Raw genomic sequence first — 16304 nt, forward strand, 5'->3', positions numbered from 1 at the left:
CGACCGGATCGCAAAAAACTTTAACCCGGCGATCTTCTGAAACACAAAGCCCAGGTCAATGGACCTGGGCTTTTTCATGCGCGATCAATCAGCTATCGCTGGTTTGCGATTTACTCAGCGCACTGAGCGTGCCGAGAATACTGCTGCTTTGCTGACGCAATTGCGCGACCAGCGTGTCCATCGCGGTGTATTTGCGGGTAAGGGAATCCTGCATTGTCGTAATACGATCATCCAGGCTGGTCTGATCCTTGATCAAGGTTTTCAGGCTTTCGGACAACGACGCAGTGCGCGTGGCCAGGATCCCGGTGGCGGGCTTGGCATAGGCATCGGTGGCCGCCGTCATACGCGCCAGCAGACCGGTTTTGCCGCTGAAAATACTGGTGATGTCGGCAGCATTGGTCACCACCGCCTTGTCCCACCGCTTGTCATCAATGCTCAGTGCGCCGGTGTCCTGGTCAGTCGTCACACCGAATTGCGCCAGCGACTTCAAGGTGCCATTGCCGGACAGCGCGTTGAACTCGTTGCGAATCGCCGACTGCAGCGTGCGCATGGTCGCATCGCCGGTCAGCGTCGCAGCAATGGAGTTACCCGCAGCATCCTTGGTCACCTTGGTCTCGGCATTCATCGCCTTGAGCAACGCGTTGTAGGTGTCGACAAAGCCTTTGACCCCGGATTTAAGCGCAGTGGTGCTGGTGCTGACGGAAATGGTCATGGCGTTTCGCGCCGTGGACGTCGTATCCGAGGGCGTAGTCAAAGCCGAAAGGCTGAGCAGCTTGATGCTCACACCGCTCACCGCATCAGAGATGCTGTTGGTCTTGGATTCCGCCGCAACGCCATCGATCACGTACTTGGCGTTCTTAGGCACATCGACCACTTTGTAGCCGGTATCGATCCCGGAGTCGCCCGAGAGGGTCAAGTCCGAACCCACACCCCCATTGGTGGACGTCAGAATCAGACGCGAACCATTGGAGTCGGTGAGGATGTTGGCACTCAGGCCCGAGGTGCCGAACGTCGAGTTGACCGAGTCGCGCACCTGCTGCAAGGTGGCGCCGGCCGGCACACTCAGGTCGAACTTCTTGCCCGACTGAGTGATGGTCAGCGTGGTGGCCTTGTCAGTACTGTTGACGACAGTGGACTGGCCACCGGCGAAGCTGGCGGTCGACAACTTTGACGGCTGCGCCAGCTGGTTGACGATCAGCGAAAAGCTGCCGTTGGACGCACCCTGGTTCGCAGTCATGGTGGCCACCTTTTCGTCCGAAGACGTACCGGTCAAGCCACTGAAGCTGCTATCGGTGCCCATGCTGGTCAACGCACCACGGAAGGCGTCCAGAGCTGCCTGGATCTTGCCGATAGACGACAGCTGGGTCGTTGCCTTCTGCGACTGCAGGTTGATCTGCGCTTGTTTCGGCGCTCGCTCGGCATCCACCAGGGACTTCACAATGGCCTGGGTGTCGAAGCCCGACCCCACGCCTGTAATCGTTGTACCCGCCATCATCTTTCTCCTAGTCGGTGGCTGCCGTTATCTTGGCGAATATCGCTTCAAACGGCGACAGCAACAAGTTTCATGCCAGCTCACGCCTTGTCGTCAAACAACACGTGACTGGCACTGGACAAACTCTGCGCCAGCTTCAGGGCTGTTTCCGAAGGGATCTGGCGAATCACTTCACCGGTGTCGGTGGCAATGACTTTAACCACAACCCTGTGAGTGGAATCATCAATCGAAAAATCCAGATTACGCTGGGCCGCTTGTACGAATTCTTTAATATCGGTGACCGCTTTTTCCAGGCTGCCCTTGTCGGACGTGCCTGCGGTTGGCGCGGTCGCTTCAACCTTACTCTTGTCTTTGTCTGCAACCACAGGTGCCACGGCGCCTTGAGGGGCGAGCGGCGGATAAGACAAGTTCAATTTTACATTCATGTCCATGCCCAATCTCCTCTGATTGGAAAAGACGAAAGGGCACGTAAACGCGCCCTTCCGTCAATCACCACGTGCCGTTATTACTGAAGCAGCTTCAGTACAGCGGATGGCAGTTGGTTAGCCTGCGACAGGATCGCGGTGGAAGCCGACTGCAGGGTTTGCTGCTTGGTCAGTTCAGCGGCTTCGGATGCGAAGTCGACGTCCTGAAGAGTACTACGGGCAGCGGTGCTGTTTTTCTGAATGTTGGACAGGTTGTCTACAGTGCTGGTCAGACGGTTCTGTACAGCACCCAGGCCCGAACGGGAGCTGGAGATGGTAGCGATGGCCTGGTCGATCACGGAAACAGCGTTCTGAGCCTTGGTGGCGTCAGTTACGTCGGTCTGCGATACGGAGGTCTTGGCCGAAGCTGCCGAAGTGGCTGCACCGAAGACGTTGGTTACACCAGCGCCTTCCAGGGAGTAACCCTTGGAGGAGTTCATGTTCACCGCACCAGTGGCGATCAAGCCGTCAGCCAGGGCAACGCCTGTGCCGAAAGCGCCGGCGCCATCTTTGGTGGCGACGGTGATGGTGCCCGCAGCGGTCGAAGCGCTGAATGCCAGGTTTTCACCGGTATCGGATTTAACCGACAGGGTGCCTTTGGATTCGTCGTAGTTAACGCTGATACCCAGTTTGGCAGAGTTCGACTTCAGTTGGTCAGCCAGGCTGGCGGTATCCTTCACGCCAACGAACGTGGTGGCTTGGCCGCCAACGGTCATGGTGAACGAAGCTGGAGCAGTCGCAGCACCCGCGCCGACTACGAACTGAGCTTCGGTGCTGGCGGTAGCGCTCAGGCCACCGACGGCGCCGCTCAGTTGAGCAGCGATGGTTTTAGCCGATGCACCAGCAGCCAAGGTGATGCTGGAAGTCTGGCCGTTACCAGTAACGGCGATTGCGCCGCCAGCTACACCAGTGGTGCTTGGGGCGATACCCAGGCTGTTGATTTGCTGCGAACCAATGTTGTTGGCTGCAACGTTCTCCAGGCTCAGGCCGATGGTTTCGTTAGCGTTGGCGCCAACCTGAATGGACTTGGTACCGTACGAACCGTCCAGCAGCTTCTGGCCACCGAAAGTAGTGGTTTGCGAGATACGGGTCAGTTCCGAAGTCAGAGCCTGGTATTCGTCGTTGTTCGACTTACGGTCGTCGGTGCTCAGGGAGCCAGTAGCCGAAGACAGAGCCAGGGTACGCATTTTTTGCAGAATGTCGGTCGAAGCCTGCATTGCGCCTTCAGCGGTCTGCGCGATGGAGATACCATCGTTGGCGTTCTTGATTGCTTGACCCAGGCCGTTAATCTGGCTGGTCATACGGGTGGCGATACCCAGATCGGCTGCGCCGTCTTTTGCGCTGTTGATACGCAGGCCGGAAGACAGACGCTGCATGGAGGTGGCCAGGGCGCCGCCGGCTTTGTTCAGGTTGCCCTGAGTAGTGATCGAAGCAATGTTGGTGTTTACTGTTAAAGCCATGACGAAATCCTCGTTGGATGGATACTGCGGCTTCCGGCCCTGGCAACCGCCGGGTGTGGCCTGAGAACCTACGTAATAGTTATCGTCGTGGTAGCCGGTTGCTTGAGGATTTTTTTTGATTTTTTTAATGGCGCCGTGCCACCCCTTGCAATTCAAGGGCTTACGTAAGCGAAAAACCTCGATTTCATTGGTTTTTTTGGCGCCAAATAAAAAACGCCGATGATCTTTCGATCATCGGCGTTTTGTTGTGCTACCCACTAAAACGTCATGGGCGATAGAGAATTGCCGAACCCCACGACAGACCCACACCAAAACCGCTGATGGCCACGCGCTTCCAGGTGGCGTCCATCACGTGCTTTTCCAGCAGCAACGGAATGCTCGACGACACGGTGTTGCCGGTCTCGACCATGTCCTTGATGAACTTCTCTACGGGCGCGTCTTCGAAACGGCGGGCCACGGCGTCGACAATCGCCGCACTACCCTGGTGAATGCAGAACGCATCAATGTCATCAGCCTTGAGGTCCGACTCGTTGAGCAGCTCGTGCAAGTGTGCCGGCACCTTGAGCAAGGCGAAGTTGAAGACCTGGCGACCGTTCATGAAGAACACACCGTCGCTGACCTTCAGGTGCGGTGCGCCGGAACCGTCGGTGCCGAACTTGGACTTGCCGAGCAACCACGGCGCGTCTTCGCCCATCCAGGTGGCGGTGGCGGCATCGCCGAAGAGCATGGTGGTGTTGCGGTCTTCCGGGTCGACGATCTTCGAATACGGGTCGGCGGTGACCAGCAGGCCGTTTTTCAGGCCGGCGGCTTCCATGAAGCCCTTCATCGCATAGATGCCGTAGACATAGCCGGAGCAGCCCAGGGAAATATCAAAGGCCGCAACGTGGGTCGGCAGGCCGAGCTTGTCCTGGACGATGGCGGCCGTGTGCGGCAGGCCCTCTTCATCACCGTTCTGGGTAACGACGATCAGCGCATCAATCGACTCGCGCGACAGCGTGGGGTTGTTGGCAAACAAAGCGTTGACCGCCTCGACACACAGATCGGAGGTTTCCTGCGCAGCTTCCTTGCGCGGCAGGAACGCCGAACCGATCTTGCCAATGATGAACTCTTCATCCTTGGCGAATTTGGCACCCTGGGCGTAGTTATCGATCCCGTCTGCCGGCACGTAACTGGCGATGCTTTTTATGCCAATCATTGTGGCTTCCCAATACTAAATAGCTGGAGAACACCCCAGGGCCTGGGCCCGGAGTGCTGACAATAAAGGGGATAACCCCATAAAAATCTCGCTGAAAGCCGCCTCGCAAGGACCCTGTGACGACTTATCCTTTTCACACGATACAGTGAAGATGCGCTTTATGACTCACAGGTCACTCAATTTTGTGTGCTTTGTGCAAAACCTTCAAACAATTAAACCCCATAAACGACAACGGCCCGCCCTGTTTCCAGAGCGGGCCGCTTGACGTAATGCCGCTTACATCTTGTTGAACAGGCTCAACTGCGAGATTTTCACGAAGGCCAATTGCGAGGCCTGGAGCATGGTCTGCTGCAGCGACAAGTTGATCGCCGCCTCGCCCATATCGATGTTGGCCAGGTCGCTCATGGTGCTGGTAGTGGCGATGCTAATACTCGAGTTTTCATCGGCCTGGATATCCAACGCATTCTCCCGCGCCCCGATGGAGCCACGCACGTTGAGGATCTGGGACGTTGAGTTGGCCAGATTGGCGATGGAAGTATCCAGGACATCCTTGAGCTTGACCGTCGCCGCCGGGTTGCCGTCGGCCGGGATTTCCAGGGCCCTGCGCAACTGGCCAAGGGTATCCAAGGCATTCTGGGTCTTCTGGGTGTTGGCACCGACAGAAAATTGATCACCCGCTTGCGGCAGCCCACCACTGATGTCGAACGTCACCCCAGCCGCCGTTACAGTGGCTCCACCGCCGGTATCACCCGTGGCGATCGCCTTGCTGGCACTCGAGTAAGGCTGCGCGTATACCTCATAGGCAGTCGTGCTGGTGAACTTGATGATCGCACCGCTGTTGCTCGGGAAGGTGCTGGTATAGGCCGCCTGGCTGGACACGCGGGCGCCCGTGAGTTGCACGCTCGATGGGTTGCTGGGTGTGCGCGAGACACTGAACGTGTCCGGCTTGGCTGCCAGGCTGAACGAACGATCCTTGACCAGCGCATCGGAGTTGGCGCCCGGCGTCACATCCCCAAGGTTCAGGGAGATATCAAATTTCACGCCGCGCAGTGCAACGCTGGCGCTGCCCTCCTTGGTGGCGTCAAACGTGCCGTTGCCGGGAATCTCGGACGTGACGTCGTTACCATTCTTATCCAACACGGCGTACTGCGTGCTGCTGGTGAAGGTCAGCTTGTAGGGCTCACCGTCGGCGAACTTGTTCGAGTAGTCACTGCTGGAAGTCACCAGGCCAGCCGACAGTGCAACCTTGTTGTCGTTGACCGTAGGCGGCACCGTCTGAGGGTTCGGCGCCAGCCACGTGGCCTGGGTGCGCCCAGCATTGGCCGCGCCTTCCAGAATGGTCTTGCCCGTATCACCCGCGCTGACACTCAGGGTATTGGAAATCTGCAGGCTCAATGGGGTTTCATCCCCCTGATAGCTGTAGGTGCCATCGTTGTTACGGGCATACGGCGGGGTCTGGGTCTTGGACCCGGAGAACAGATAATTGCCGGAAGAATCCTTGCTGTTGAGCAGGCCCAAGACCTGATCTTCAATCGCACCGACCTCGCTGGCAATCGAGCGTCGATCGGCGTCGCTGATCGAACCACCGGCACGCAGGGCCAACTGTGTAGCACGCTGCATGGCGTCGCTGATAGCGTCCAGCACACTTTCTTCGTTGGTCAGGGAATTTTTCAGGCTGGTGATATTGTTACTGGATTGGGCCACCATGTCTTTCTGCTGTTGCAGCATCAACAACCGTGCCGCCGCCACCGGATCATCCGCGGCCGTCTGCACACGCACGCCGGAACTGGCCTGCTCCTGAGCCTTCACCACGCCCGAATAATTGTCCGAATACTTGCTGGAACTGGTTTCGAAATACTGCTGTGTAGAAATGCGCATCGTCCCAGACTCCCTTAAAGACTATTGATCAGCGTGCTGAAGGTTTCTTGCGCAGCCTTGATGATCTGCGACGACGCTGTGTAGTACTGCTGGAACTTGATCATGTCGCCCGCTTCTTCATCCAGGTTGACCTGGGACACCGAGTTACGCGCGTTTTTATTGGCCGTCAGCAGTGCGCCGGTGGCCGTGCTGTCGGTACCGGCCGAAGCGGCCTTGGCACCGACCGTGGACACCAACTTGCTGTTGGCCCCCACCAGGCTGTTGCCGCCGCTGCCATCGGCCGCCGTGCCTACAGTCGCCTTGGTTTGCAGGCCTATCAGTTGCTGGGCGTTGCGATTGTCGGACTTGCCGGAGGCATTGAACGAGAAGGTCGTGCTGTCGCCATCGGTGGGCAAACCGCCCACGGTGGTGTCGAAGCTGAAGCTTTTGGCCGGCACCACCAGGGTGCCGTTAGCATCGCGCATCGGCACATTGACCGTCACCTTATTACCCTGCCCCGGGACGATATTGCCGGTGCCGATAGGGTTGCCTTGGGCATCATTGAGCGTGTACGGCTGGGTGCCATCGGCGGCCGGCTTGCCGAACACCATCTTCACCGGCATCGAGTGTTCAATCCCCACGCGCAGTTGCGCGGTGGTCGCACCGCCCTGGATATCCAGGGGCACAGTGAGGGTGGGCGGCGTGAAGGTGCCGGTACCCTGGTTAGTCTTGCTGGCCTCGCCGAGCAACGGCGCGGCGAAGGCAATCTTGGTCGGGTCGCTGAGGACGGTGCCGATTTCCTTGGCGCCGTTAGCGGTCGGGCTGACCTTGAAGCTGTCACCCGCCTGCACCGCACCGCTGTTGACCGCCAGGGTAAACCCATCGATGACCGGAGGCGGCGTGGCGCTGAGGTCATAGGTGCCCATCGCCTTGCCGTCGGAGCGCAGCACCGTAACCTTGTTGAGGTCGGTACCGTCGTTGAAGCTGACCTTGTAATCGAAGTTGGTCAGCTTGCTGCTGTCCTTGATCGTCACGCCCAGGGCGCCGTCGCCCAGGTTGCCCTGGGCAGCCACGCTACGCAGGGCGACGGAGGTGGCACTGTTGATGTCGTTGAATATCGAGGCACCGAACTCGCCGTTAAGATCCAGGCCCTGGCCCAGCTGACTATTGACGGTATCGGCGGCGACAATGGCGATGCGGCCCAGGTCGTTGATCGCCGGCATCAACGCGTCGCTGCGGTAGCGCAGCAGGCCGCCGATGCTCCCGCCACTGATCACATTGCCCAAATCCAGCGTCGTACCGCCGGCCGCGTTGAGCTGGATCGTGTACTGGCTGGTGTCGCTCTTGCTCGGCACGGCGGAAATGCTATTGGACTGATCGCCCAGCACCAGGGACTGACCGGTACCGGTGCTGACACTGAACACACCGTTCTTCTCGGTGGCGGTCACGCCGATCAACTCATTGAGCGAACGCACGGCTTCGGCGCGGGCGTCCAGCAGGTTGGCCGGGGTGGTGTTCGACGAGCCCTGCACTTGGGTGATTTGTTTGTTGAGGGACGCAATCGACGAGGTCAGCTGGTTGACCTGATCGGTCATCGAGGTCAACTGGCCGTTGATGGTTTCTTTCTGCTCGCTCAACTGGGTCGCGATCGAATTGAAGCGGTTCGTCAAGGTCTGGGCGCTGGTCAACAGCACTTGGCGGGCCGACACATCGCTCGGGTTGGCCGAGGCCGTTTGAACCGCAGCGAAGAACGAACTGAGCACGGCCGACATGCCGGTGGTCTTGTCCGACAGGGTTTTGTCGACGGCACTGACTTGGTCCAGGTAGGCCTTGGCATCGCTGTTCAGCGAGGTGCTGTTCTGGTAGGCCGTATCCAGGTATTCGTTGTACACCCGGCGCACATCGGCCAGGGTGGTGCCGCTGCCGATGAACACGCCGCCATACTGGTTCGACGCATTCGCGCTCTGGGTGGTCTGCTGACGCGAATAGCCTGCGGTATTGGCGTTGGCGATGTTGTTACTCAAGACCGACAACGATCCTTGAGCGGCGTTAAGCCCCGACATCCCGATATTGAGCAAACTCATGGTTCAGACCTTATAAATGAGTGGTTGCGCCAGCGGCAGCGTAGTTCTGGTAACTGTTCATCGTTTTAGCGATCTGCGAAATCTTGCTGGCGTAGGCCGGGTCGGTTGCGTACCCGGCTTTTTGCAACTCGCGTACAAACTGTTCCGGGTTGTCGGCCGACTTCACAACTTCTTTATAGCGATCATTGCTTTGCAGCAAGGTCACCAGGTCGTGGAAGCTGTCCTGGTACGAGTTGTAGGAACGGAACTGCGCCGTCTCCTTGACCATCGCCCCGTCGCGGAACTCGCTGGTGATTGCACGTGCCTGGCCGCCCTGCCAACTCTGGCCGGCCTTGATGCCGAAGAGGTTATGGCTGCTGCTGCCGTCTTCGGCGCGCATCACCGATTTACCCCAACCGGTTTCCAGCGCAGCCTGGGCCACCAAGTACTTCGGATCGATACCAATGCGCGCGGCAGCCGCCTTGGCCATCGGCAACATGGTGGCGACAAATTCATCCTGCGAACTGAAGGCTTTTTTCGCCGGCGCCAGCGGTGGCTGGGCCACGGCGCGACCGTAGACCTGCATGCGCCCGCTCGGCACGGCAAAGGTGCGCGCGGTGCTGTTGACCACGTTGTCGTCGGCAGCACTGTTACGCAGCGGTGCGCTTTTGGCATCGATCGCGACCGGCGCGTTCGGCACGATGCCGGCGAGCAAGCGATCGGTCAGTTTGCTTGGCAAGGCGATACGGCGCTGGTTCATCAGCTCCATGTCATTGCTGTGGGACGCTGCGGCGCCAGCCTGGGGCTCAGCCACGCGATACGCCCACAACGGGCGCTGGCCATTGGAGCGGCCCAACGGCCCCTCAGCCTGGGTGCCTGCGGCAATTTCCGTCGGCACCGCGACTTTTTTCGCCGACTCGACCGCCGCCGGGCCTTGCAGCGTGGCGGCCTGGGCCGCCACCGGTTTGTTCTTCTGCATCTGGCGCATCAGCACGTCGGCCAGGCCGATACCACCGCCTTCACGGGACATCGAGACAGCCAACTGCTGGTCGTACATTTCCTGGTACTGCTTGGCCGCCGGCGTGTTCAGCGGGTTGTCTTTACCCAACGCCTCGGTAGCCGAACGCATGGACTTGAGCATCTCGCTCAAAAACAGCGATTCGAACTCCTGCGCCACTTTGCGCATGTTGCCTTCGCTGTTCTTGTCGTCGCCGACCTTGAGCTGGTTAAGCCGGTTCAAGTCGGAGTAAGACCCCGAGTCCGCCGTACTGCTTATACCGCTCTTGCGCATATCCATGGCCATGGCCTCAGATCACGATCAGGTCGGCTTGCAAGGCGCCGGCCTGTTTCAATGCTTCAAGGATCGCCATCAAGTCGCCGGGCGCTGCGCCCACCTGGTTCACCGCACGGACAATTTCATCCAGGGTGGTGCCGGGGCCGAACTTGAACATCGGCTTGGCTTCTTGCTGGGCGTTGACGCGCGAGCGTGGCACCACCGCCGTCTGGCCGTTGGACAAAGGCCCAGGCTGGCTGACGATAGGGTCTTCGGTGATGGTCACGGTCAGGCTGCCGTGGGTGACCGCAGCGGGCGACACCTTGACGTTCTGGCCGATCACGATGGTACCGGTCCGCGAGTTGATGATGACTTTGGCCACCGCCTGCCCTGGGTCCACTTCGAGGTTTTCCAGGATCGACAGGTAATCCACGCGTTGGCTTGGGTCCAGCGGCGCAGTGACGCGGATCGAGCCGCCGTCGATGGCCTGGGCGACGCCAGGGCCGAGCATGTCGTTGATCTTGTCGACCACGCGCTTGGCGGTGGTGAAGTCGGAGCGGTTGAGGTTCAGGGTCAGGCTATTGCCCTGGTTGAAACCGCTCGGCACGGTGCGTTCAACCGTGGCGCCGCCCGGAATACGACCGGCCGACGGCACGTTGACGGTGATCTTCGAACCATCACGGCCTTCGGCATCGAACCCGCCCACCACCAGGTTGCCCTGTGCGATGGCGTAGACGTTGCCGTCGATACCTTTCAAAGGCGTCATCAGCAAGGTGCCGCCGCGCAGGCTTTTCGAGTTACCGATAGACGACACCGTAATGTCCACCACCTGGCCCGGCTTGGAGAACGCCGGCAAGTCGGCACTGATGGACACGGCCGCGACGTTTTTCAACTGCACGTTGCCCGAGCCCGCCGGTACCTTGATGCCGAACTGCGAGAGCATGTTGTTGAAGGTCTGCAGGGTGAACGGCGTCTGGGTGGTCTGGTCACCCGTACCGCTGAGCCCCACCACCAGGCCGTAGCCGATCAACTGGTTGGAACGCACGCCGGAAATACTGGCGATGTCTTTCAGGCGCTCGGCCTGGGCGACAGCGCTCAAGGAAAGCAGGAGTGCGGCCGCCAACAGCTGTTTGAAGTTCAAAGTGGCCACCTAGAAAGGGAACAGCGGGCTAAGGAAGAAACGGTCGAACCAGCCCGGCTGACTCGCATCAGCAAACGAACCTGTACCCGAGTAGGTAATGCGCGCATCGGCAATTCGCGTCGACGACACGGTGTTGTCGGTGGAAATGTCATCGGCACGCACCATGCCGGCAATACGCACCAGCTCGTCGCCGGTGTTGAGGGTCATCCACTTCTCACCGCGTACGGCGATGATTCCGTTGGGCAGCACATCGGCCACGGTCACCGTGACCGAACCGCTCAAGCTGTTGCCCTGCGCGGCCGCGCTCTTGCCGTTGGTACCACGGTTGCCGCTGTAGCCGGCGTTCAACGTCAGGTCACCATCGCCCAGCGGGTTGTTGACGTTGGGCACTGCGCCAAACAACGAGGTCAGACCCAGGCTGGCCGCCGTGGTCTTGTCGATCTGGGAGTTGGCATTCTTGCTGGCCTGGGTCCGCTCGTTCAGGGTGATGGTGATGATGTCACCCACGCGGAACGCCTTGCGGTCGCTGTACAGGTTCTGTTCGAAACCGGCCTGGTAGATCGAGCCATTGTTGGCCGCCGCCGGCAACGGCGTGCGTGGCAACACCGGCGCGTAGTACGGGTCATTGGGCTTTGGCGTCGGGGCGACACAGCCCGCGAGCACGGCAATCCCACTCAATGCCAGAACAGAAACATAGCGATTCATGACCCTTACCTCACGGTGTTGCAGGCGCCCTCAAGAGCGCCCCAGACTTGATTACAGGTTCTGCGTTACGAACGAAAGCATCTGGTCGGCGGTGGAGATCACCTTGGAGTTCATCTCGTAGGCACGCTGGGTGGTGATCATGTTGACCATCTCCTCAACGGTGCTGACGTTGGAGGTTTCCAGGGTGCTTTGCAGCGTGGTGCCGAAGCCGTTCAGCCCAGGGGTGCCGATTTGCGGCGCGCCGCTGGAGGCGGTTTCCAGGAACAAGTTGTTACCCATGGCTTGCAGGCCGGCTGGGTTGATGAAGTCGGCGGTTTGCAGGTTGCCGATCACTTGCGAGGCCGGGCTGCCGGCGACGGTAATCGACACGGTGCCGTCGTTACCCACGGTAAAGGTCTTGGCATCTGCTGGAACGACCACGGCCGGCTCCAGGGCAAAACCGTTGGCGGTCACGATCTGGCCGTTGGAGTCCAGGTGGAAAGTACCGTCACGGGTGTAGGAAGTAGTGCCATCCGGTTGCAGGATCTGGAAGAAGCCACGGCCGTTGATGGCCATGTCCAGCGGCTGGCCGGTCTGTTGCAGGTTACCGGCGCTGAAGTTCTTCTGGGTGCCGACGATCTGCACACCGGTACCCAGTTGCAGGCCCGACGGCAGCTCGCTGTCCTGGGTCGACTGAGCGCCCGGCTGCTTCTTGATCTGATAGAGCAAGTCCTGGAACTCGGCACGGTCACGTTTGAAACCCGTGGTCGATACGTTGGCCAAGTTGTTGGAAATGGTGGTCAGGTTGGTGTCCTGGGCGGACAGGCCTGTTTTGGCAACCCATAGAGCCGGAAGCATGCTGTTCTCCTCTGTGCGCCTGTTTGTTGGCGCGACATCACAAATTAGTTAATGGGCTGCAATCAGCTCATCTGCATGACGCGCGTCATGGCCTGGTCGTCTTCTTTAGCGCTGTTCATCATCTTGATGTGCAGCTCAAATTGCTTGGAAAGCGCCAGCACTGCGGTCATTTCTTCCACCGCATTGACGTTGCTCGCCTGCAGGAAACCCGAGGTCAGCGTGACCGTCGCGTCAGCCTGGGCCGGCTGGCCATCCTTGGTGTGGATGGTGCCGTCCAAGCCTTTATTCATGTTCTTCAGGTCCGGCTGGACCAGCTTGATGCGGTCCACTTCCGCCATCACGCGCGGGCCTTCACCCATGGCGCGGATGCTGATGGTGCCGTCGGCACCCACTTCGATTTTCTGCTGCGGCGGCACGGCAATCGGCCCACCGTTGCCCATGATCGGCATGCCGTTGCCGGCCCGCAGTACGCCCAATGCGTCGACGTTCATGCTCGCGCTGCGCACGTAGGCTTCGCTGCCATCCGGGGTCTGCACGGCCATCCAGCCATTGCCGCTGACGGCCACGTCCAGGTCACGGCCGGTCTCGATCATCGCGCCAGGAGAGAAGTCAGTGCCCGGGCGTTCGGTCAAGGCAAACGCCCGCGCCGGAAAGCTGTCACCGAACACCGGCATCGAACGCGCCTGCTCCAGGTCACGTTGGAAACCATTGGTGGAAATGTTCGCCAGGTTGTTGGCATGGGCCTTCTGCGCCAGAGCATTCTGGCTGGCGCCGGTCATTGCCACATAAAGGTACTTGTCCACGCTCTTTCCTCTTTCTGACGGACGCTTGCCGCCCACCGCTGTACTGATGAGGCTTAAGCAATTTGCGAACCAACTTTTGAAAAGAGCAGGAAGTGCAGGCGGGGCGGGGGTTTGCGGCAAGGTATGAAAATTTCAGGATTGAGTGAGAGTCGAAAAAACGGCGGACTACTGCCGCCTGCGGCAAGCCCCGTCCTTGAAAGCGACAAAGATCGAATGTGGGAGGGGTTTACTGTGGTGAGCAGACTTACCCTGTGGTGAGCAGGCTTGCCCCGTGGTGAGCAGGCTTGCCCTGCGCCGGGCTGCGAAGCAGCCCCCCTTGAGTCGGCGGCGAACCCGTCGGGGCACAAGCCCCACTCACCACAGCAAGCCCCTTCCCAAAGGATTTATTTATTAGCCTTGAGAATTTCGTAGTCGCGCAGCTTGTTAGCGATGGTGGTGTGGGACACCCCCAGACGCTTGCCCATCTGCCGGCTGCTGGGATGCTCGGCATATAAGGCTTCGAGCACCGCTTTCTCGAACCGCCCGATAATCGCTTCCAGGCCACCCTCCAGCGAAAAATCGCCAAGCGGCTGACGCACCCCATAGTCCGGCAGCCGAATATGTTCGGCCTTGACCGTCCCGCCGTCACACAACGATACCGCCTGGAACAGTACGTTTTCCAACTGCCGCACATTGCCTGGCCAATGGTAATGACTCAGGCGATCCATCGCGGCGGGCGCCAGCCTGGGCAACGGGCAGCCGATCTGACGGCTGGCCTGGTCGAGAAAGTGCTCCACCAACGGCGCCAGGCCGTCGAGGCATTCGCGCAGGGGTGGGATATGCAGGGACAGCACGTTGAGGCGGTGGTAGAGGTCCTGGCGGAAGTCGCCACGGGCGCACAGTTCGGACAAATCCACCTGGGTGGCGCAGATCACCCGCACATCCAGGTAAACCTCCTCATCACTGCCTACGCGGCGAAAGCAACCGTCCTGCAGGAAGCGCAGCAATTTCACCTGCAAGCGCGCGCTCATCTCCCCCACACCGTCAAGAAACAACGTACCGCCCGCCGTCAGTTCCAGCAGCCCCAACTTGCCTTCTGCACGTGCACCTTCGAACGCGCCGGGGCCGTAGCCGAACAACTCGGTCTCCGCCATCGACTCGGGCAGGCCGGCGCAGTTGAGCGCCATCAACGGCGATTGCCCACGCGGGCTGGCCAAGTGACAGGCGCGGGCCAGCAACTCCTTGCCGGTGCCGGTTTCGCCTTCTATTAATAGAGGCGCATCCAGCGGCGCCATGCGCCGGGCTTCGCGCACCACCGCAGCCATGACTTTGGAGCTCTGGAAAATACTGTCAAAGCCGCGCAACTCCTGCTTGCGCACGTTGTAGATGCGCTCACCCACGCGGTCCGCGCGGTGCAGGGTCAACACCGCGCCGGCCATGGCTTCGCTGTCGTCATGTTCGGACGATTGCAGCGGCGCGATGTCCGCCAGGAACACGTCACCCTTGACCTTGACCCGCAGACCATTGATCCGCGATTTGCTCGCACGCACCAGCTCCGGCAAATCAAAGTCTTCGGCATACCGCGACAACGGAATCCCCGGCACCTCGTCCACCCGCACCCCTAGCAACTGCGCCGCTGCACGGTTGGCGGCGACGATGGAGCCGCCCATGTCGATCGACAGCACCGGAAACTCCAGGGCGCCGAGCAGCGCATTCAGCTCCATGTGGCGCCGCTCGCTGGGCATCAGCCCTACCCTTTTCACCCCGAACACCCCGGTAATCGCCTCGAACTGCGGGCGCAGCGCCTGGAACTGCATGTTCACCAGGTTCGGGCAGTACAGGTAAATGGCATTGCCATGCTCACCGCCCACTTCGCCCTTGGCGACGTTGACGCCGTACTCCACCAGCAGGTTGAGAATGTCCCGCAGGATGCCGATGCGGTTCTGGCAGTGCACTTTGATACGCATGAAGAGGCCCGAAATGTAGGTAGGCGCCGCGTGTTTTTGTCGCAGGACGCAGATAGTCGTCAAGATTATGTGACAGCTAGAAGGGTTTTCCCAGCCCAGCGCAACGGCCGAGCGCACAAGCGTAACGAATACTTTACGGAAATCGGTAAATTTTCCTACACGAGGGCGTTTTAAACAGATGGAATCCGGTCACGCACGGGTTATCAATAGGCTCATCGCAGGACATAACAAGAACGAATGCCTAGCAGGAGAGCCGTATGAAGCAGACGCAGTACGTGGCCCGCGAGCCCGACGCGCAAGGTTTTATCCACTACTCGCCGGAAGAACATGCGGTGTGGAACACCCTGATCACTCGCCAATTGAACGTGATCGAGGGTCGCGCCTGCCAGGAATACCTGGACGGCATCGACAAGCTCGGCCTGCCCCATGACCGGATTCCGCAACTGGGCGAAATCAACCAGGTGTTGGCCGAGACAACCGGCTGGCAAGTCGCCCGCGTACCGGCGCTGATCCCCTTCCAGACCTTCTTCGAATTGCTCGCCAACAAACAGTTTCCGGTGGCGACATTTATACGTACCCGCGAAGAACTGGACTACCTGCAAGAGCCGGATATTTTCCACGAGATCTTTGGCCACTGCCCGCTGCTGACCAACCCCTGGTTTGCCGAATTCACCCACACCTACGGCAAGCTCGGTCTGGCGGCCACTAAGGAGCAACGGGTTTACCTGGCGCGCCTGTACTGGATGACCATCGAGTTCGGCCTGGTGGACACCCCCGAAGGCCGGCGTATCTACGGTGGCGGCATTCTGTCGTCGCCCAAGGAAACGGTGTATAGCCTGTCCTCTGAGCCTGAGCACCAGCTGTTCGACCCGCTGGAAGCGATGCGCACGCCCTATCGCATCGACATCCTGCAACCGCTGTACTTCGTGCTGCCCAACCTCAAGCGCCTGTTCGAAGTGGCGCAGGAGGACATCATGGGCATGGTTGAGCGCGGCATGCAGTTGGGTCTTCATGCTCCAAAGTTTCCGCCCAAACCCAAAGCCGCGTGAACCTTACATCTTGAGGCCA

The 16304-nt window shown here is 59.8% G+C and carries 13 protein-coding genes; 1 reads left to right on the forward strand and 12 read right to left on the reverse strand.

Annotated features, from left to right (window positions below; translation table 11 throughout):
* Positions 1 to 88: 88 nt before the first annotated feature.
* The 12 genes from fliD to QCBJ_RS27590 form a co-directional block, all read right to left on the reverse strand.
* Positions 89 to 1492: a flagellar filament capping protein FliD gene (gene fliD / locus QCBJ_RS27535; RefSeq protein WP_102061989.1), complete on the reverse strand. Its 1404-nt coding sequence runs from the start codon at positions 1490 to 1492 to the stop codon at positions 89 to 91.
* An 80-nt stretch (positions 1493 to 1572) separates the two neighbouring features.
* On the reverse strand, positions 1573 to 1923 hold the full coding sequence (locus QCBJ_RS27540; protein WP_102061990.1) for a flagellar protein FlaG: 351 nt from the start codon (positions 1921 to 1923) through the stop codon (positions 1573 to 1575).
* 74 nt (positions 1924 to 1997) lie between these two features.
* Positions 1998 to 3416 carry a flagellin gene (locus tag QCBJ_RS27545; protein ID WP_102061991.1) on the reverse strand — a complete coding sequence of 473 codons (1419 nt, stop codon included), beginning with the start codon at positions 3414 to 3416 and terminating at the stop codon, positions 1998 to 2000.
* 265 nt (positions 3417 to 3681) lie between these two features.
* Positions 3682 to 4611, reverse strand: a complete 930-nt coding sequence (locus QCBJ_RS27550; protein WP_102061992.1) for a ketoacyl-ACP synthase III — start codon at positions 4609 to 4611, stop codon at positions 3682 to 3684.
* A 276-nt stretch (positions 4612 to 4887) separates the two neighbouring features.
* Complete coding sequence (locus QCBJ_RS27555) at positions 4888 to 6489, reverse strand: flagellar hook-associated protein 3 (RefSeq protein WP_102061993.1); 1602 nt, start codon at positions 6487 to 6489, stop codon at positions 4888 to 4890.
* Between the two features lie 14 nt (positions 6490 to 6503).
* Complete coding sequence (gene flgK, locus QCBJ_RS27560) at positions 6504 to 8552, reverse strand: flagellar hook-associated protein FlgK (protein ID WP_102061994.1); 2049 nt, start codon at positions 8550 to 8552, stop codon at positions 6504 to 6506.
* A 10-nt stretch (positions 8553 to 8562) separates the two neighbouring features.
* On the reverse strand, positions 8563 to 9834 hold the full coding sequence (gene flgJ / locus QCBJ_RS27565; RefSeq protein ID WP_102061995.1) for a flagellar assembly peptidoglycan hydrolase FlgJ: 1272 nt from the start codon (positions 9832 to 9834) through the stop codon (positions 8563 to 8565).
* A gap of 4 nt (positions 9835 to 9838) precedes the next feature.
* Entirely contained in the window at positions 9839 to 10945 is a 1107-nt protein-coding gene (locus QCBJ_RS27570; protein WP_015885207.1) for a flagellar basal body P-ring protein FlgI, read from the reverse strand.
* A gap of 9 nt (positions 10946 to 10954) precedes the next feature.
* A complete protein-coding gene (gene flgH / locus QCBJ_RS27575) occupies positions 10955 to 11650 on the reverse strand; it encodes a flagellar basal body L-ring protein FlgH (protein WP_102061996.1) in 696 nt (231 codons plus the stop codon).
* 51 nt (positions 11651 to 11701) lie between these two features.
* Positions 11702 to 12487 carry a flagellar basal-body rod protein FlgG gene (flgG, locus tag QCBJ_RS27580; protein WP_094951600.1) on the reverse strand — a complete coding sequence of 262 codons (786 nt, stop codon included), beginning with the start codon at positions 12485 to 12487 and terminating at the stop codon, positions 11702 to 11704.
* A 62-nt stretch (positions 12488 to 12549) separates the two neighbouring features.
* Positions 12550 to 13290 (reverse strand): flagellar basal body rod protein FlgF, encoded by a 741-nt coding sequence (locus tag QCBJ_RS27585; RefSeq protein WP_015885209.1) that lies wholly within the window; start codon positions 13288 to 13290, stop codon positions 12550 to 12552.
* A gap of 383 nt (positions 13291 to 13673) precedes the next feature.
* Positions 13674 to 15236 carry a sigma-54-dependent transcriptional regulator gene (locus QCBJ_RS27590; RefSeq protein WP_102061997.1) on the reverse strand — a complete coding sequence of 521 codons (1563 nt, stop codon included), beginning with the start codon at positions 15234 to 15236 and terminating at the stop codon, positions 13674 to 13676.
* A gap of 257 nt (positions 15237 to 15493) precedes the next feature.
* On the opposite strand from QCBJ_RS27590, the gene phhA reads away from it, so the two are divergent.
* Positions 15494 to 16285 (forward strand): phenylalanine 4-monooxygenase, encoded by a 792-nt coding sequence (gene phhA / locus QCBJ_RS27595; protein ID WP_015885211.1) that lies wholly within the window; start codon positions 15494 to 15496, stop codon positions 16283 to 16285.
* Positions 16286 to 16304: the final 19 nt, after the last annotated feature.

It is taken from the genome of Pseudomonas sp. QC2 (assembly GCF_002859085.1).
In the GTDB taxonomy this organism is placed as follows: domain Bacteria; phylum Pseudomonadota; class Gammaproteobacteria; order Pseudomonadales; family Pseudomonadaceae; genus Aquipseudomonas; species Aquipseudomonas petroselini.